Source organism: Clostridium sp. DSM 17811 (assembly GCF_018861905.1).
GTDB classification, from domain to species: Bacteria; Bacillota; Clostridia; order Clostridiales; family Clostridiaceae; genus Clostridium_AD; species Clostridium_AD frigoriphilum.
Genome location: NZ_JAHLDU010000011.1, coordinates 85,859 through 105,458, shown reverse-complemented (window position 1 = coordinate 105,458; position 19,600 = coordinate 85,859). Strand labels below are relative to the sequence as shown.

Here is a 19,600-nt window from a genome sequence, read left to right as displayed (position 1 = left end):
ACAAATTTACTTGGCAACAGTCATTGAAAATTATTTTCAATGACTGTTGCCTTTGTTGTTAAATGATAACATTAATCTCTGCTGTAAATTCCTTGTAAATAGTCTGTAAATTGTTATTTTTGACTCGTTTTAAAATCGAACTTGCAAAATTATAAAATCGTGGTACAATTTATATAATTACTTTATAAAATTAGAAGGGGGTAATATTGTGAATACTAGCATTGGTTATCCTGAAAAGCAGGGATTATATGATCCTGCTAATGAAAAAGATAATTGTGGCGTTGGCTTTGTAGTGAATGTCAGAGGTGAAAAAACCAACGATATTATAAAAAAAGGGCTAAAGGTTCTCGTGAATTTAACCCATAGAGGTGCAGTAGGGGCAGACCCTAAAACTGGCGATGGTGCAGGAATACTTGTTCAAATTCCTGATGAATTTTTTAGAATTAGCTGTGACAATTTAGGACTCGAATTACCTAGAGTCGGAAAATACGCTGTAGGAATGATTTTTTTACCAAAAGAACCGGCATTGAGATTTCAATGTGAAGGCATATTCGAGAGAATTGCAGAAGAAGAAGGACAAAAAATAATCGGCTGGAGATCTGTTCCTATAGATAGTAGAAACATTGGTGACACAGCAAAAGGAACCGAACCTATTATAAGACAGATATTTATAGGGTCAACCTTTAAGGATGAATCACTTTCCGAAGATGAACTACAAGAAGAATTTGAAAGAAGACTTTATGTTATAAGAAAAAGAGCTGAAAGCGAAGTAATCAAATTGGTTAATAGAAGCACAGAATATTTCTATATCTGTAGTCTTTCTAGCAGAACAATTGTTTACAAGGGACTTTTACTTGCTGAACAAATAAAAGGCTTTTACATTGATTTGCAAGACATAAACTTTAAAAGTGCTCTTTGCCTTGTTCATCAAAGATATAGTACAAACACCTTTCCAACTTGGGATTTAGCGCAACCTTTTAGATATTTGGCTCATAATGGTGAAATAAATACTATTCGTGGAAATAGAAACTGGATGAATGCTAGGGAAGGAATAATAAAATCTAATGTGTACGGAGAAAATCTTAAGAAGTTATTCCCAATCATTAGTCCTAATGGTAGCGACTCAGCTTCCTTAGATAATATGTTGGAACTATTAAAAATGGATGGAAGATCTCTAACTCATAGTTTGATGATGTTGATTCCTGAAGTTTGGACTACAAATGATGATATGGAAGATTATAAGAGATCATTTTATGAATATCATGGATCGCTTATTGAACCTTGGGATGGCCCAGCTGTCGTTGCATTTACGGATGGAATTAGAATAGGTGCGACCCTGGATAGAAATGGACTTAGACCTGCAAGATACGTAATAACAAAGGATGGTTTTGCTGTTCTTGCGTCTGAAGCTGGAGTTCTTAAATTTAAACCAGAAGATATCAAAAAAAAGGGCAAACTTCAACCAGGAAAAATGTTCCTAATTGATACAAACGAAGGACGAATAATTACAGACGACGAAGTTAAGAAAACAGTTTGTACAAATAAGCCTTATGGCGAAATGGTTTTAAAAAACAAACTATATCTAGAAGATTTTGATGGTGTAGTTGATGAAGTTATAATAGATAAAGATATTTTAAAGGAAAAACAGCAAGCCTTTGGTTATACTCTAGAGGATTTAAAACTTATCTTATCTCCTATGGCGAAAAACGGTAAAGAGCCCATTGGTTCTATGGGAAATGATACTCCCCTTGCTGTTTTATCTAACAAACCACAGCTTTTATTTGCTTATTTTAAGCAACTTTTTGCCCAAGTTACCAATCCTCCAATTGATTCAATTAGAGAAAAAATGGTAATGTCTTTAATGAACTATGTGGGCTCTCAATATAATGTTTTAAATCAGGATTCTAATGATAATCCATTTATTGAAATAAGCAGACCCCTTTTAACAAATTTAGAAATGGCTAAAATTAAGAATTTAAAAGATAATGCTTTTAAAACTACAACAATCCCTATAACTTTTAAGGCAGACACTGGGGTTGAAGGTTTCAAAATGGCACTTGATAAAATTTGTGAAAGAGCATCTACAAGAATTAAAGAAGGATATAATATTATCGTTCTTAGTGACAGATTAGTAGACTCATATGATGCTGCAATCCCAAGTTTGCTTGCGTTATCTGCTGTTCAACAGCATTTAATACGCGAAAAAACCAGAACTTTTGTTTCTATAATAGTTGAAACAGGAGAAGCAAGAGAGACAATGCATATGGCCTTATTAATTGGTTATGGTGCAACTGGTGTTAATCCATACCTTGCATTTAAATCAATTGATAATATTATAAATGAGGGTGATATAGAAAATATTTCTATAGAAAAAGCTCATGAAAACTATATACATGCAGTATCACAAGGTCTTCTAAAAATATTATCAAAGATGGGAATATCAACTATTCAAAGTTATCACGGGGCACAAATTTTTGATGCTGTTGGCTTAAATTCTGACTTTCTACAAAAATATTTTGGAGGAACACCTTCTAGAATTGGTGGAATTGGTATAGAAACTGTGGCAAAGGAAGTATTAATTAGACATAAAAATGCATTTAATAAGTTAAGAAAACCTATAGCAGAACTCGATGTTGGTGGATTATATTCTTGGAGAAAAGATGGAGAATATCACCTGTTTAATCCTGATACAATATATAAACTTCAAGTAGCTGCAAGGACTAACGATTACAACTTATATAAAGAATACTCAAAAATCATAAATGATCAGGACAAACATTTATGTACCATTAGAGGATTATTCGAACTTAATTATGGAAATGAAATTCCAATAGAGCAAGTTGAACCAATAAGTGAAATAGTTAAGCGTTTCTGCTCAGGTGCAATGTCATTTGGATCTATCAGTAAAGAAGCTCATGAAACTATGGCTATAGCTATGAATAGACTTGGTGGAAAAAGTAATACTGGTGAAGGTGGAGAAGACCCTGAAAGATTCAAGGTTGATCAGAATGGAGATTTAAGACGAAGTGCAATTAAACAAATAGCTTCTGCTAGATTTGGAGTTACAACTGAATACCTTGTTAATGCAGATGAATTACAAATTAAGATAGCTCAAGGTGCTAAACCTGGAGAAGGTGGGCAACTACCAGGTAAAAAAGTAGATGTTAATATAGCAAGACTTAGGCATTCAACGCCTGGAATTGATTTAATATCACCACCACCTCATCATGATATATACTCAATTGAAGATTTAGCTCAGCTTATTTATGATTTAAAGAGTGTAAATCCTCATGCACGAATAAGTACGAAATTAGTTTCAGAATTAGGAGTTGGAACAATAGCTGCTGGAGTTGTTAAAGCACATTCTGATGCTATAGTAATAAGTGGTCATGATGGTGGAACAGGAGCTTCCCCACTATCATCTATTAAGCATGCAGGACTTCCTTGGGAGCTTGGACTTGCTGAGACTCAGCAGGTACTTCTGCTAAACAATTTAAGAAGCAGAGTAACAGTTCAAACTGATGGTCAGCTTAAAACAGGCCGCGATGTTGTTATCGCTGCACTTCTTGGAGCTGAAGAATTTGGATTTGCAACTACAGCTCTTGTAGTTCTAGGTTGTACTATGCTAAGAAATTGTCATTTAAATACTTGCGATATGGGTATAGCTACTCAAGATCCAGAACTTCGTAAGAATTTCAAAGGCAAACCTGAATATGTTGTAAACTTCTTTACCTTTATTGCAATGGAAATAAGGGAGCATATGGCAAAACTTGGGTTTAGAACTATGAATGAAATGGTAGGTAGAGTAGATAAGATTAGTCCTAAAAAAGCAATCACTCATTGGAAAGCAAAAAATCTAGATTTATCAAATATTTTATATAAACCAGATATGCCAAAGAGAATTAAACGTTACTGTGTAATTGCTCAGAATCATGGTTTAGACAATTCTTTAGATTATAAACTTATTGAAATGGCAAAAGAATCTTTAGAAAATGGAATGAAAAGTACATTTAACTTAGAAATTGAAAATGTTAATCGTTCTGTTGGTGCAATGTTAAGCGGGAGAATCGCTATGAAATATGGTGCTACTGGTCTTCCAGACGATACAATAACATTAAATTTTGTAGGAGCTGCAGGTCAAAGTTTTGGAGCATTTGGTGCTAATGGATTAACATTAAGATTAGTAGGAGATGCAAATGATTATGTTGGCAAGGGATTATCCGGTGCTAAGATTATTGTAAAAACACCACAAAATTGTACATTTGTCCAAGATGAAAACTTTATTGCTGGTAATACAATTCTTTATGGAGCAACTTCTGGTAAATTGTTTATAAACGGACTCGTAGGTGAACGTTTTGCAGTAAGAAATTCAGGAGCCCAGGCTGTAGCTGAAGGAATTGGAGATCACGGTTGTGAATATATGACTGGCGGAGTTGTAGTTATTATAGGAAGAACTGGTAGAAACTTTGGAGCCGGAATGAGCGGTGGTATAGCATACGTTATAGATGAGAATGAAACTTTTAAATCAAAATGTAATATGGAAATGATTGAAGTAGAATCAATAACCTCAAAATTAGATTTAGATCAGCTTTATTCAATAATAAAAGAACATTTTGAGGCTACTAACAGTAACAAAGCTAATAAAATTTTAAATAATTGGAATGAATATAAATCAAAATTCAAAAGAGTAATACCAACCGCTTACAAAGCAATACTAGAAGGAAAATAGATTAGAGAGAAAATACAATAAGAAGATATAAGACTGTTCTCTCAAATTTTGAGAACAGTTTATACTTTTCAATTTTGGAGGTGTTAAATTTGGGAAAATTGCAAGGTTTCAGAGAATTTAAAAGAGAAACTGCAAAAAAACGCCCTGTTAAAGATAGAGTTAAGGACTCTAAAGAATTATTCATAAAATTTCCAGTTGATAAGTTACGTCAGCAAGGTGCAAGGTGCATGGAGTGTGGCGTCCCTTTTTGTAACTGGGGCTGCCCACTTGGAAATTTAATTCCAGATTGGAATGACATGGTATATAAAGAGAAATGGGAGAAAGCATATGACAGATTAACTCTTACAAATAACTTTCCAGAATTCACTGGCAGAATTTGCCCCGCCCCTTGTGAAGGTTCATGTACATTAGGTGTTAATAGAGATCCCATCGCAATAAAGGAAATAGAATTAAATATCATAGAAAAAGCATTTGAAGAAGGATGGACAAACCCACAAGAACCTAGAGTAAGAACGGGTAAAAAGGTTGCTGTAATTGGTTCAGGTCCATCAGGTCTTGCAGCTGCTGCTGAACTTAATTCTGTAGGACATGATGTAACTGTATTCGAGAGGGACGACGAAATAGGCGGACTTTTGCGATATGGTATACCAGACTTTAAATTAGATAAAAGTATAGTTGAAAGACGTGTGAACTTTATGAAAGAAGAAGGCGTTAATTTTAAAACTAACGTAAATGTCGGCGTAGATTATAGTGCAAAAAATCTTTTAGCGCAGTTTGATGCTGTAGCTTTAACCGGTGGAAGTACAATCCCTCGTGATTTGAAAGTTGAAGGACGCGAGCTTAAGGGTGTACACTTTGCTATGGATTATCTAAAACAACAAAATAGAAGAGTTTCAGGCAAAGAAATAGAAACTACAGAAATAAATGCTAAAGACAAAGTAGTATTAGTTCTAGGCGGCGGTGATACAGGTTCTGATTGCATTGGAACAGCTATTAGGCAAGGCGCTAAGAGCGTATATCAGTATGAGATTATGCCAAAACCTCCGGCCAACCGTGATGCTTCAATGCCATGGCCAACATATCCTAGAACATTGAAAACTACAACTTCACATGAAGAAGGTTGTAACCGTGATTGGAATGTTACTACAAGAAAATTCACTGGTGAGGATGGCTTTGTTAATACTCTCCATGCCACTAAAGTGGAATGGACACATACTGAAAAAGGCATGCAAATGGTTGAAATACCAGGCTCAGAATTTGAGTTAAAAGTTGACCTAGTTATTTTGGCTATGGGCTTTCTACATCCACAACATGAAGGATTGCTTACCGATCTAGGTTTAGACTTTGATATCCGTGGCAATGTAATTGTAGATGACAATTATATGACTAAGACCAAAGGTGTTTTTGCTGCTGGTGACATGAAAAAAGGTCAATCACTAGTTGTTTGGGCAATTTATGAGGGGCGTTTAGTTACTAAAAATATTGATGAATACTTAATGGGAGAAACTTCGTTAAGAGGATAAAATATAGTAAAACTTAGGGACGGTTGTCTAAAAATATTCTCGTGATTAACGAGATTTTTTAGACTGCCGTCCCCTTTTACAATCTATTTTAATATTTAATCTGTATTATTGTCTATTTTCTTTAAAACTAGAACAGTTCTACTTGGTGTGTTTATTATAACCCCAGTCTTATTATCCTTATGACTTAACACTTTGGTGTGATAAATATACTTCGTATCAATTCTACTTTGTCCACCAAACATAACTTCATCACTATTAAAAACAACCTTGTAATCACCATTTTCAGAGGTTGGTAGTTCATATTTAGGGAAAGAAGTGTCCGAATTAAAATTAAATAGAAACACCAGTCCACCCTTTCTGAATGCAAGCAGTTTAAATTTTTCATCAGTCCAAAGATTTTGCTCATCACTAGCACTTAAAACATTATTATATTTTATAAAATTTATCATTTCTCTATCAAAATTTGATAAATAGTCATATTTAAGATCCTTGTTTTCCATAAGACTCCATTGTCTTCTGGCATATTTATAACTCCAATTGTTACCTTCTCTTGGAAAATCAATCCATTCTGGATGACCAAATTCATTCCCCATAAAATTTAAATATCCCTCTCCACCTAAAGTTATAGTGATAAATTTAATAAGTTTATCAAGTTCTATTGCTCGATTTATTATTAAGTTATCATCATCTTTGAGCATATGAGAATACATTTCCTTGCCACCTAGCCTAAACATTATAGTCTTATCCCCTACAAGTGCCTGATCATGTGATTCAGAATAACCTATGTTTTTCTCCATAGGCCTTCTACTAGTTAATTCATACCATAATTGATTCATACTCCATTTTTCATCAGGTAACTCTTTTAATATTTTCACCCAAAGATCAGGTACCCCCATAGATAAGCGATAATCAAAACCCAGACCACCAAAGCTTACAGGTATACACATTCCTGGCATTCCACTCATATCTTCAGCTATTGTAACAGCTGTAGGATTTACTTCCCTAATTAAATCATTTGCAAATTGAAGGTATGTAATTGCCTCTATATCCGTCTCCATACTAAAGTATTTACTGTAATCTGTAAATGCTACTCCTAGTCCTTGGTGATGATATAACATGGATGACACACCGTCAAATCGATAACCATCAAAATGGTATTCTTCGAGCCAAAACTTAATATTTGATAAAAGAAAATGAATAACCTCTGGTTTTCCGTAATTAAATAGTTTTGTACCCCAAGCTGGATGATTTCCTTTAATGCCAGTATGGAAAAACTGATAATCAGTTCCATCAAATTCATTAATACCCTCAGCTATATTCTTAATTGAATGAGAATGTACTAAATCAAGCAATACCGCAATACCCATTAGGTGAGCAGTATTAATTAATTTTTTTAAATCCTCCGGGGTACCAAACCAAGAGGAAACAGCATAAAAATTAGATACTTGATAGCCAAAGGATGCATAATATGGATGTTGCATAATTGCCATAAGTTGCAAAGTATTATAACCATCAGCTTTTATTCTTGGAAGTATATTTTCTGTAAACTCATTAAAAGTACCAATGCCATCTTTTTCCTGTGCCATACCTACATGAGTTTCATATATAAATAATGGTTTTGTACTTTCAATATGAAAGCCACTATCCTGCCAGATAAATGCATGCTCTGGCTGCCAAATTTGACCTGCAAAATCATGAGTATCATGATCCTGAACTGTTCTCTTAATATAAAGTGGAATTCTATCTCTTGATTTTCTTTTTGCTACTACTCTTACCTTAACACGTGACATATGTTTAAGAGCTTGTACTCCTGGTAAGAAAATTTCCCAATTTCCATTTTCTGTTTTTTGCATTGGATGTGTATGTGGATCCCAATAATTAAAGTCACCAATCAAATAAAGAGCATCAGCATTAGGAGCCCATTCTCTATAAATCCAACCATCTTTCATTAAATGAAAGCCATAATATAATTCACCATTTGCAAAAGATTTAAAATCTTGATTATAACCTAGTAATTTTTTCTTAGAAGATGAATAAGACTTCATTCTAAGGTTAATATCGCTTTCATATGGTTTAAGGTATGGATCAATATCCATTATTTTAATATGTTCATTTTTATTATCCTCCACAAAAAATCACTTCCTATTCATAATTTTTTATAAACAAAATATATTATCACTGATATATTAAATTCGACTAAATATTGTAAAATCCTTTGTTTTTTGAAAAATAAATAAGAAAACTTAAAAAGAGTAGCTTTACGTGATATAACATCATGTAAGCTGCTCTTTATAACTATTAGTTAATGGAGTTCATAGCGCTCTCAATATCAAATAGTATATCTTCAATATCTTCTATGCCAACAGAAAGCCTTAACAAATCATCAAAAACTCCCATCTGTTCTTTTTCATTTTCTGTATTACTAGAACATATTGTTGAGGCAGGATGAATAATTAAAGTTTTAGTATCACCAATATTGGTAATATTAAGAATCATTTTTAAATTATTAATAAATTTAAAAGCATTCTCCTTGCTTCCAAGTCTGAAAGTTAAAACCCCACTAGCTCCATTTTTATAATACTTTTGAGCTATATTATAGTATTTAGAAGTCGAAAGACTCGGATAATTTACTGATGTTACTTTACTATTGTTACTTAAAAATTTTGCCACTGCTAGAGTATTTGAACAATGCTCTCTCATTCTAAGTGACAATGTTTCAATTCCAGTTAGATTTAAAAAAGCATTAAAAGGTGCAAGAGACGCTCCAATATCTTTTCCTACCGTATTTCTAAGCTTTGATGTGTATGCCATTTTCCCAAACTTTTTACTATACTCATTAAAATTTTTATACTTGATATCTTTATATTTACTACTTCCTCCATCTACTATGATTCCACCAATAGAATTTGAGGTTCCATTTATATATTTAGAAGTTGAATGGATAACAATATCTGCTCCATATTCAATTGGTCTTATAAGGAATGGAGTTGTTATAGTAGAATCTACAATAAAAATAAGATTATGTTTATTACAAACCTTAGCTACTTCCTCTATATCCAATACATCTAGCTTTGGATTACCTAATGTTTCTCCAAATACAATTTTTGTATTTTCATTTATAACAGCTTCTAAACTCTCTTCATCTAAATTTTCTAAAAACTTAACATTTATACCATAACTTTTTAGATTTTTAAGAAGTGCATAAGTTCCCCCAAAAAGGCCACTAGATGCTATTATTTCGTCTCCACACTCAACAATATTCATTATTGCAAGATATATAGCACTCATACCAGAGGCAGCAGCAGTAGCTGCGAGGCCTCCCTCGATACTTGCAATTCTTCTTTCAAACGAAGTAACAGTAGGGTTTGAAATTCTAGTGTAAGCATATCCCATACTCGTACCCTTCATTATACCCTCTAACTTCTCCGCCGTATTATGAGCAAATGCATTTGATAAATGTAGTGGTGTATTAGTTGCTCCTGTTTCATCAGTTTTTAGATTTCCATGTATTAATTTAGTGTTGAATTTCATATTTACACCTCTGAAGTTATTTTTTCTCAACTACAAGTAAATTATAGCCTTCATAATTATTATCTATTAATATTATCTTGTTACCTTCTTTTGAAACACTTAATGGAACATTTTTTATAGGATCACCATCATCTAAATAAAATCCTCTTTTTTCACCAGACTTTATTTTAGATAGTTGAATTTTAACTTTTACAAAATTCATTGGACATGTAACTCCTCTAAAATCAATAACTTCATAATCTTTACTTATTTGTGATTCCTCTGACACGTTAATTGATACTTCCTTTGGAAGTGTTATTTCTAATTGTCCATTTAAAGATCCATACATTTCTTTTACCTTGTTATAAAGATATTCAACCTCAACTGCTTTACTTGTTATATCAACTATATCGCCAAGTTTATAATCAAGAAGCGTATCGAAAAGCTCTACAACAGATTTGCTAACGAAACCAGTTTCAACAAAATTTATATTAAATTGTTTGAATATCTCTCTATCCTTTGCTGTATCTATGCCCTTTAATACTAAAAGAGTTCTCGCAGATGACACCGCAGCCTCGTACAAATCTTGCGATTTTTTACTTGATTTATACTTTAAAAGAGAACTTTCTGCATTTGATAAGTCAAGTTTTATAACATCAAATACCCCTGTACTACACTCACCAGGTCCACGTCCTTCAATAGAAAATTTTTCACTTGCTCCAAAGTCATAATAAAGGTCAGGATTTTCTTTAAATGTTTCCAATGCTCCATATTTATTAGTTAACTCTCTTACATCCTTCTGGGTATTATTTAAAAACTCTTCAAAAGACTCATAACCGGATGTTTTTTTAAGCTTAGCAATCTCTGCAAGATACTTTGGTACCTTCTTTGCAGGAATATCACCGTATGATTCTCCGATTTTAGCTTGGCCATGCCCAACATTACCACCAAATGATACAGTATACGTAGGCATTAGACCATCTTCTGTTCTTTTTGCTCTCCCACTTAAGCCTATTTTGCCTATTTGGTGACGCCCACAGGAATTAGGACATCCCGATATAAAGATTCTAGGAAGTGATGCTTTAATTTCATCAGTATTTTCACTAAATTCTTCCTTTATAGCTTGCAACAGATTTTGTGATAAACACAGTCCTAATTGACAAGTTGATGCTCCAACGCAAGTTACTGAATTATATATGTTAAAATTTGATGAAAATGGTGCTATTATTTTTAATAATGTTTTAGCATCGTTATCTTTTAAATCTCTCACAAAAAAGCTCTGAGTGTTTGAAAGCCTTATAGATATTTTATAATCCAATTTATTAACAAAATCTAATATTTCTTGAAGGTTTACCGCTTCTAAATTTCCTCCTTGCGGATGTACATAAACAGAAGTATATCCAACTTGTTTTTGAGGGAATAAAACACTTTCATATGCCTTATCAATTTCAGAACCTTCAGCAATTTGATCATATTTTTCATCTATGACATCATCTATTATTAAATCAACATCTCTATCTTTCTTTATTCTTTTAAGTTCTTCATTAAACCTTAGTTTAAATTTTTCTTCACCTAATCTTTCAACAATATACCTTATTCTTGCTTTATGTTTATTGCTTCTGTCCCCTTCTTTTTCAAAAAGTTCCTTCATAGCTTGAACATAATACAAAACATCTTTTACATTAATAAAATCCTCAAGTTTTAGTGATACTTTTGGATTTCCTCCAAAACCTCCACCACCATAAACCTCAAACCCTTTAGCTCCATCAACTACCCTTGCTATAAATCCCAAATCAGATATTGTAGCGTTTCCAGTGTCGCCGAGAGTATTTGAAAAACCTATTTTATATTTTCTTGGAAGATTCATAGTGGTAGGGTCTTTAAGCAAATAATTAGTAACTTCACTCATATAACTAGTTACGTCAAATACATCATTTCTAGACACTCCAGAAAGAGGGGAACACTCAACATTTCTTACTGTATTACCGCCAGTTCCCTTAGTAATTATACCTACTTCTATAAGCTCCTTCATAATACTATATACATCTGCTAATTCAACACTTTGAAACTGAATATCCTGCCTAGAAGTAAAACGCAATAAACCTTTTGCATATTTTTTTGAGATATCACTTATCTGCTTAAATTGCTCTAGTGTAATTACTCCACCAGGAATCCTAGTCCTTACCATATAAGTATCTGAAGCTCTTTGTTCGTAAACTCCCATAGAAACTCTAAATGCCTTAAATCTAGTAGGATCAAGTTTGCCATTCATATATAAATCGGCTTTTTCTTTAAAATCTTCTATCACCTTATAACTTTCTTCTGTAATATTAATCATCCTAAATCACTTCCCTTTGTATTAATAAAAGCATTTGTATATTAAAATCTAAATTAATATATTAAATAGTTTTGTACTCAAGTTTAAGAACGCCATCTTTATTTATCTTAAACAAGTTAAATACTGGCTCTTCTTTTTCAAGTGATAAAATGCCATATATTATCTTTGGATCATACGCCAGTCTTATATCTTCTTCTGAAGGCCTTGAGGGAGTATATGGATGGGAATGATAGTTTCCAATGAATAACATATCATGACCTCTAATAATTTTTATTGTATTAAATTGTTCCTTAGGATCCATTGAAAAATGCTCACTACTTTTATCTAAATTTGTAAGTGGATATGACTTTTTCACATTAATTATACCTTCGCTTTTAGTTCCTGATAAAAAGCCACAACATTCATTAGGGAACTCCTCTTTTGCCTGATTTATTATTTTATCTATCGTAAGTTTATCAATATATATCATATTAATCACCCATTCAACTTTCCTGTTTTTAAATCACAAGATGGATTTGCATAGTCTATTAAAGCTGTTATAGTAGGATGATCCCCACAAACTCCACATCTTTTATTATGATTTATTTTTATTTTCTTAAATTCCATCTTTAGTCCATCATAAGTTAGTAAATAACCTGCGAGAGTTTGTCCAAGTCCTAGTATATATTTAATAGCTTCTGTTGCTTGGAGTGTTCCCACAACTCCACCCATTACTCCAAGTACGCCAGCTTCTCTACATGTTGGCACCATTCCTTCTGGTGGTGGTGTTTGGAAAATACATCTATAACAAGGCGTATTGTTACCTGGAATATAAGTTGTGAGTTGTCCCTTAAACCTTATTATTCCAGCATGAGAAAATGGTTTTTTAGCAAGTACACAGGCATCATTTATTAAAAATTTTGCAGCAAAATTATCTGTTCCATCTATTATAAAATCATAATCCTGATCTTTTATAATATTTAAAATATTTTCTGATGTAGCAAATTCATTGTAAGTAATGACATTTACATCTGGGTTAAGTTCATTTATTGTTTCTTTTCCAGATTCAACTTTAAGTTGCCCCACATTCTTAGTTTGGTGTATAATTTGCCTCTGAAGATTTGATAAATCAACAACATCGCCATCTACAAGTCCTATTGTACCTATTCCTGCAGCTGCCAAATACATAGCAGCTGGTGCCCCAAGACCTCCTGTTCCAATAATAAGAACTTTTGAATTTAGTAATTTTTCTTGTCCCTCAACTCCAACCTCAGACAATAATATATGTCTTGAATATCTTTCTATCTGCTCCTCACTAAAGTCCAAGACTTCCACCTCCCATAAAATATAAAACTTCTATTTCGTCATTTTCTTTTAATACAGTTTTCACAAATTGATCTCTATCCACAAATTCACCATTCAATTGAACTGAAACCATATCTGGCATTTCCACATCTTCGATTTTTAACATTTCAGTCACCGTAACATCATCTTTAATATTTTTTTCTTCGCCATTTACTTTGATATTCATATTTATTCCTCCAATATTTTCATGATTTATTTTAATTTCTCTTGTAATAGCAGTATTTTTTGTTAAATTCATTTCAAAACAAACACTCATAATTTGCAATATTCGCACTTTATCTCTCATACCAAACCTGTATGTTTAATTAATAATATTACATTAGTAAAAACATGTCAATGTTTTTATGTTTTAAGCATATATATTATCTATACTTTATTTATTTTTGAATATAATATATATTTTGCTATTTCTTGATTTTGTTAGTATTATTCATTAATTTAAAATAGGTTTACATTTTAGAGTTAGTTTACATAATCATTGATATGTAAACTAACTTATATTCTTCTAGCCAAAATAATTTTATTTATACTGCCCTAATGATATTTCGCCAAAAAAAATTATGCAGCAAAGGTGTTAGCTTTGCTGCATAATTTTAAATATTATTTTCTACCTTTTGACTACTAAATTATAAATAATAACAAGTATTAATCATAAATGTTTTTGCTAAAATATCTATCCCCTCTGTCAGGCAATATTATAACAATGTTTCCCTTATCAATAGTTTCTGCAAGTTTTATTGCAGCCGCTATTGCAGCTCCAGAAGAACTTCCTACAAATAATCCTTCACGAACAGCAATTAGCTTTACCTTATCTTTAGCCTCATCATCAGTAATTTTAATAACACTTTTAACTAGGTTTAAATCCATAGTGGTTGGAACAAAATTATTTCCTATCCCTTCTATATCATAACAATGTTCCTCTCCACCACCTATGGTTGATCCATCCGGATCTACTAATATACCCTTTATATTTTCATTCTTTTCCTTTAGATATTTCATAACACCACTAAATGTTCCACCACTTCCTGCTCCTGCAAGAAAATAATCAATTTGACCTTCTAATGCATTATATATTTCTGGTCCTGTAGTCTCATAATGTGCTTTTGGATTAGCATCATTTTCAAACTGTTGTAATGAAATAGAATTAGGGATTTCATCCAATAGTTCTTTCGCTTTATTAATGGCACCTAACATGCCATCTTCCCTTGGTGTATTAACAATAGTTGCACCTAATGCTCTCATCAAAGTTAACTTTTCTACTGAAAACTTCTCTGGAACAACAAATATTATATTATATCCTTTGTTTATTGCTGCAAGTGCCACACCTATTCCAGTATTTCCTGCGGTAGCTTCAACAATTGTATATCCCACTTTAAGGATGCCCCTGTCTTCTGCATCCTTAATCATGTAAACTCCAACTCTATCTTTTACGCTACCACCTGGGTTCTCACCCTCAAGTTTTGCGAAAATATTCACCCCTTCTTTTAATCCTAAATTATTTAATTTTATGAGTGGTGTATTTCCTATATTCTCGAGTACACTATTTATATACTTCACTATTTAGTCCTCCCTTATTTGCTACTGCAATAAAAATGCCAGTCTGTGTAAATTCTCCTTTGCTAGAATAGCCTTTACATAATAAATCTGTATTCTCAATATTAACAAGATTAAAACCAGCAGACGTTAACCACTCTTCCATCTGATTATTTGAAAACCCAAGCCATTCGTCAAACATCTCAGTCTTTGCCCATTCGCCACTATGCTCTTGTACATCTGATATTATTAAAGTTCCATCTTTTTTTATTATTCTAAACATTTCCTCTATTGCTTTTTTAGCATCCTTAACATGATGAAGTGCCATATTAATAAAAACCACATCTACAGATTCATCAAACAAAGCCAAGTTGTCTATGGATGATTTTATTGGATACACATTATCAAATTTTTTAGTCTCCATTAATTTTCTTGTTTCTACTAACATATTTACAGATTGATCTATAGAAAATACAATACTTGCATCTAATGCCAGTGCTAATGATAAAAATCCAGTTCCACATCCAAGATCAGCCACAACCTTGTCTTTAATATTTACTTTAGATAAAACCTTGTACTTTAATCTCTCATCAAAATACTCACTTCTTATTACATTCCAACTTTGTGCTATTTCGTTGAAATAATCTACTGATCCCATAATATTACCCCCATATATCTATTTTAAGTTAAATTCAATAGTATTCATATCGGATTAGTTTTATTTCTATTATATGCCATGTTTTGTCTTTGTCAACTCTTCTTTTAAATATTTATATTTTGGTTTATTACGGGATAATCAATAATTATTCTAGCTAAATAGTGATGGTTCATATGGATACTTACCATATTTTATTGCCGCTTTCCGTAGTGCATAAATGTTTTCAGGAGGCGTATCAATTGGGAATCCACATCCCAAAGCAAGTACATATCCTTTAGGATTATCATATGCCTTTTTAAGGCACTCCTTAACATCTTTTTCCACATCAATTGGTCCTCCTAAATACATAGTTGCTGTAGGTTTTACATTACCAATTAGTGTTACCCTATCTCCTACTGTTTTTTTTGCTTCTTCCAAATCTATAACATCATCAAGGCTTAAAGATCCCACACCTGTATCTGCCATTAAAGTCCAAATTTTTTTAGTATTCCCACAAATATGAAGATAAGGTGATCCTTTACCTAACATTTTAATAAGATCAACTATTTCTGTTAAGTATGGAAGAGTAAACTTTTGAAACAAATCTTTACTTATTAAAGTACCTGATGCAGACGGTTCAGCTATTCCTATATCTACATCAAATTTTGCGGCTTCCTTTATAAATGCTATTGTTGTATCAGTTACAAGACGAAGAACTCTATGAATATAATCCGGATTTTTTCTTGTATCACGCAATAATTTTTCTATACTCATAAGATTTCCTGCTGTTGTAAATGGCCCAGGTACTTCTACTGAAACCGGTATTTCCTTTGCAAATTTATCTACAAGTCTTTTCGTAGTTTCTAAAACGAATGGAAATCTACCTGCTTTTACTGGATCAGGTACACTTAGCTTTTCTAAATCTAAAACATCTTTTATAGCATATTCACTAACATAAGGGGCCCCATGATCTGGGAAAATAAGCTTGCTTCCTAATGCCTCAGCAATACCTGCAAGTCCAGGTGAAACACCTGTAGACTCTATACCATATTTTTCATTTGCGGCTATCTGTCCCTCTATAAACTTGTCAGATGAAAAGTTTAGATCTGACACTTTGACACCTATTATAGTTGCTGCATGATCACCTATAAAAATATTACATGGGACTCTGTCAAATGGTCTACCACTAATCATGGCTTCAATTCTTTCCTTTGGTGTCATTTCATCTTTTAACAAAATTTCATTCATATTTTATTTTCTCCTTACTTTTTTAGAAAGATAAACTTTTAACAAAAATCTTATCAAAATTCTCACCATTTGATAATTCAACAACTTCAATGTCCTTTACAACTTTCTCCATTTCAGTTCTATATTCTTTATTTAATAAAAACGCATGACCGCCAGATTTAGATGTATTTCCAACAAAATCTATCTTACCTTCAAACTCTTTTGGCAATAGTCCAATGTTTGTAAGACTTTTTGATCTTAGATGATAGCCAAATGAGCCAGCTATTTGTATTTTATCAACTTCGGTTGCCTCTACATTTTTGCTTAACATAAGAAATTCAATTCCCGATCTTACTGCACCTTTTGCTAACTGAACTTGTCTTATATCCTTTTGAGTAAGAAATATTCCCTCTGCTATTTTAAAAGCATTTTTACCATCTAATTTTACTAATCTCTCACTTAAAATCTCTGGTAAATTAGAATTTTCTATGGAAACAAATCTACCACTTTTACCAATAACTTTGTTTGCAACTAACTCCCCCACAATATCTAAAAGACCACTACCACAAATACCAATTGGATCTCCATCTTCAATGGTCTTGATTTCTATTGACCCATCTTCTTCTATATTGAAATATTCTATAGCACCTCTTTGCGCTCTCATACCATAAGTTATATTCATGCCTTCAAAAGCTGGCCCTGCCGCAGTAGATGTTGATGATAATTTACCATCCCTTGCTATCACCATTTCACCATTTGTCCCTATATCAACAAACAATGTGGTACCTTTTCTCTCTTGAAGCCTTGTTGCTAATATACCAGATGTTATATCTGGACCTACATAGGATGAAATTATAGGAGGTAAATATATTAATCCATTACTTGAAATATTTAATTTATGCTCCTTAGAAATTAAATAACTTCCGCCTCTTATTACTGGAGTATATGGGTATTTGCCTAAAGAATAAGGATTAACATTAGCTGCAAGATGAATCATACATGTATTACCACTAAAAATCACTTCATATATATACTTATTATCTATCCCTGTTTCTTTAGTGTTTTTTTCAATTAATCCGCTTATTTCTTTGATTATTGAAGAATACATTATATTAAGTCCTTTTTCATCCGACGCAAATTTTATTCTAGATAAAACATCTTGAGCATAAATACTTTGTGGATTTAATGCTGAAACTGAATTAATCTCTTCACCTGTACTAATATTAACTAATGTTGCTACTAAAGTTGTAGTTCCGATATCCACAACTACGCCGTAAATTAATGCTGTAGTATCACCCTCCTCTTCGCCTATTATTTCATCTCCTGCATACACATTCGTCTTTCCATTATCTTTATATTCTTTTCTAATAAAACTGTCTAATTGTATATCGAAGCTTTCACCATGATTTAATATTTGTAGCGTCTTATTTGAATTTTTAGATATTATTTCTACATTTATATCTGCCATTACCCTAGCTCCGCAAGCTAATATAAAACCTTGAGCTTTCTCTTTCTCTGACAACTGATGGTTTCCATCTTGAATTATATCCACTAAGTTGCTTAGTTCAACTTTTACCTTGCATTTACCACATACCCCAACTGCATTACATGGTGATTCTATAACGATTCCTACCTTTCTTGCTGCTGTAAGTATTGTAGTTCCTTTTTCCACAGTAACTGACTTATTATTTGTAATAAAATTTACTTTTACCATGAACTAAGACCCCTTCACTATTTTTGTCATTGATTCTATATTTTTTAATGGTGTAGATGTGCTAAGTCCACAAGCTGGTGATATAATGTTAATTCCATCATTTACAAGTCTTGCTGTTTGATTTGCAATTTTTTCTTCATCTCCAAATTCTAAAAGATATGTGCTTACATTTCCCATTGTAGTAAGTCCTTGATATTCGTCTTTAAGTATTTTTAAATTGATAGACGAATCAGTACTTATGGCATCAGATTTAATTTTAGGTATATATTTTTTTACTGCACTCATTTTTCCACATATATGAACAATTACGGGTGTATTCATAGCATGCACCGCATTAATAATTTTATTTAAATATCTAACTGCATATTCGTCAAACATCTTTGGCCCTAATATCTCCCCCGTTGCAGTAGGATCCGCAATAGAAATTACATTTGCTCCATTTTCTATCATTAATGTTGCGAGTTCTATAATATGATTACTTACATAATCAATAACACTATGGGCGATACTTGGATTTTTTCTTAATTCTTTTAAGAAAGAAATAGGATCTACCAAAGAAGCCGCTGTACTAATAGGACCTGTTAGACTTCCGATTACAGGAACATCAGGGTATTTTTTAGACAATGTATAAGTAGCATCAATTATTGAATTAACTCTTTTATTTTTCTCCATTGCCCCTAATTCTTTAAATACTACATCAGATGCTGTAGCAAATACTTCTTTTTGTATTTTAGGTTCACAAAAAAGATTCCCATAATTTATTTCACTTCCTAGAACCTCCGCTTCAACGGTCATGCAAAATGGTATCCCAAAATTTTCAAAGCCTGTATTCTGATGTACATCATTTGCGATCTCAGCCATTATCTTACTGTTATGATGACCTTGTGGAAGTTTATGACCTGTTTTATTCATTACCTCTACAATGGCAGAATTCATCATCCCGCCCGGACAAATTATAGGTGGTCTGTCTACTGTTTGCTTTTTAAATGTGCGTTGTATTCTCTCTTTTGGAGTTAGATCATTCATAAAGCAACTCTCCTTTTGC

General features: G+C 32.5%; 13 protein-coding genes. 2 read left to right on the top strand and 11 right to left on the bottom strand.

The features are described from left to right. The first annotated feature begins 208 nt into the window (after nt 1–208). Together gltB and KPL44_RS14755 are read left to right on the top strand one after the other, a co-directional pair. Entirely contained in the window at nt 209–4,729 is a 4,521-nt protein-coding gene (gene gltB, locus KPL44_RS14760; RefSeq protein WP_216251782.1) for a glutamate synthase large subunit, read from the top strand. An 89-nt stretch (nt 4,730–4,818) separates the two neighbouring features. Then, nucleotides 4,819–6,252 (top strand): glutamate synthase subunit beta, encoded by a 1,434-nt coding sequence (locus KPL44_RS14755; protein ID WP_216251777.1) that lies wholly within the window; start codon nt 4,819–4,821, stop codon nt 6,250–6,252. Between the two features lie 95 nt (nt 6,253–6,347). Here the strand turns inward: KPL44_RS14755 and KPL44_RS14750 are convergent, their stop codons facing one another. The 11 genes from KPL44_RS14750 to KPL44_RS14700 all read right to left on the bottom strand — a co-directional run bounded on the left by KPL44_RS14750 (nt 6,348) and on the right by KPL44_RS14700 (nt 19,581). Then, nucleotides 6,348–8,381, bottom strand: coding sequence for an alpha-amylase family glycosyl hydrolase (locus KPL44_RS14750; RefSeq protein ID WP_331702530.1), 2,034 nt, complete (start codon nt 8,379–8,381; stop codon nt 6,348–6,350). A gap of 169 nt (nt 8,382–8,550) precedes the next feature. Continuing rightward, on the bottom strand, nt 8,551–9,783 hold the full coding sequence (locus KPL44_RS14745) for an O-acetylhomoserine aminocarboxypropyltransferase/cysteine synthase family protein (protein ID WP_216251774.1): 1,233 nt from the start codon (nt 9,781–9,783) through the stop codon (nt 8,551–8,553). Nucleotides 9,784–9,799: 16 nt separating this feature from the next. After that, complete coding sequence (locus tag KPL44_RS14740; RefSeq protein ID WP_216251772.1) at nt 9,800–12,100, bottom strand: sulfurtransferase TusA family protein; 2,301 nt, start codon at nt 12,098–12,100, stop codon at nt 9,800–9,802. A gap of 61 nt (nt 12,101–12,161) precedes the next feature. Continuing rightward, nucleotides 12,162–12,569, bottom strand: a complete 408-nt coding sequence (locus tag KPL44_RS14735) for a M67 family metallopeptidase (protein WP_216251770.1) — start codon at nt 12,567–12,569, stop codon at nt 12,162–12,164. A gap of 5 nt (nt 12,570–12,574) precedes the next feature. Beyond that, nucleotides 12,575–13,405 carry a HesA/MoeB/ThiF family protein gene (locus KPL44_RS14730; protein WP_216251766.1) on the bottom strand — a complete coding sequence of 277 codons (831 nt, stop codon included), beginning with the start codon at nt 13,403–13,405 and terminating at the stop codon, nt 12,575–12,577. Next, nucleotides 13,395–13,682 carry a sulfur carrier protein ThiS gene (gene thiS, locus KPL44_RS14725; protein ID WP_367302951.1) on the bottom strand — a complete coding sequence of 96 codons (288 nt, stop codon included), beginning with the start codon at nt 13,680–13,682 and terminating at the stop codon, nt 13,395–13,397. Before thiS ends, KPL44_RS14730 begins: the two co-directional genes overlap by 11 nt. Nucleotides 13,683–14,089: 407 nt before the next feature. After that, entirely contained in the window at nt 14,090–15,001 is a 912-nt protein-coding gene (locus tag KPL44_RS14720; RefSeq protein WP_216251763.1) for a PLP-dependent cysteine synthase family protein, read from the bottom strand. Beyond that, nucleotides 14,985–15,635 carry a class I SAM-dependent methyltransferase gene (locus KPL44_RS14715; RefSeq protein WP_216121274.1) on the bottom strand — a complete coding sequence of 217 codons (651 nt, stop codon included), beginning with the start codon at nt 15,633–15,635 and terminating at the stop codon, nt 14,985–14,987. The genes KPL44_RS14720 and KPL44_RS14715 overlap by 17 nt, the downstream gene beginning before the upstream one ends. A 150-nt stretch (nt 15,636–15,785) precedes the next feature. Next, the gene (locus KPL44_RS14710) at nt 15,786–16,862 is read right to left on the bottom strand and encodes a uroporphyrinogen decarboxylase family protein (protein ID WP_216251760.1); all 1,077 of its coding nucleotides are present in this window, start codon (nt 16,860–16,862) and stop codon (nt 15,786–15,788) included. Nucleotides 16,863–16,884: 22 nt separating this feature from the next. Beyond that, a complete protein-coding gene (locus tag KPL44_RS14705) occupies nt 16,885–18,555 on the bottom strand; it encodes an ASKHA domain-containing protein (protein ID WP_216251757.1) in 1,671 nt (556 codons plus the stop codon). Nucleotides 18,556–18,558: 3 nt separating this feature from the next. Beyond that, nucleotides 18,559–19,581 (bottom strand): uroporphyrinogen decarboxylase family protein, encoded by a 1,023-nt coding sequence (locus KPL44_RS14700; protein WP_216251754.1) that lies wholly within the window; start codon nt 19,579–19,581, stop codon nt 18,559–18,561. Between the last annotated feature and the right edge of the window lie 19 nt (nt 19,582–19,600).

Excerpts from the sequence above, each read along its gene's own strand:
- KPL44_RS14715 (WP_216121274.1), bottom strand. The coding sequence starts at position 15,635 with ATGGGATCAGTAGATTATTTCAACGAAATAGCACAAAGTTGGAATGTA.
- KPL44_RS14735 (WP_216251770.1), bottom strand. The coding sequence starts at position 12,569 with ATGATATATATTGATAAACTTACGATAGATAAAATAATAAATCAGGCA.
- KPL44_RS14700 (WP_216251754.1), bottom strand. The coding sequence starts at position 19,581 with ATGAATGATCTAACTCCAAAAGAGAGAATACAACGCACATTTAAAAAG.
- KPL44_RS14710 (WP_216251760.1), bottom strand. The coding sequence starts at position 16,862 with ATGAATGAAATTTTGTTAAAAGATGAAATGACACCAAAGGAAAGAATT.
- thiS (WP_367302951.1), bottom strand. The coding sequence starts at position 13,682 with ATGAATTTAACAAAAAATACTGCTATTACAAGAGAAATTAAAATAAAT.
- KPL44_RS14705 (WP_216251757.1), bottom strand. The coding sequence starts at position 18,555 with ATGGTAAAAGTAAATTTTATTACAAATAATAAGTCAGTTACTGTGGAA.
- KPL44_RS14740 (WP_216251772.1), bottom strand. The coding sequence starts at position 12,100 with ATGATTAATATTACAGAAGAAAGTTATAAGGTGATAGAAGATTTTAAA.
- KPL44_RS14745 (WP_216251774.1), bottom strand. The coding sequence starts at position 9,783 with ATGAAATTCAACACTAAATTAATACATGGAAATCTAAAAACTGATGAA.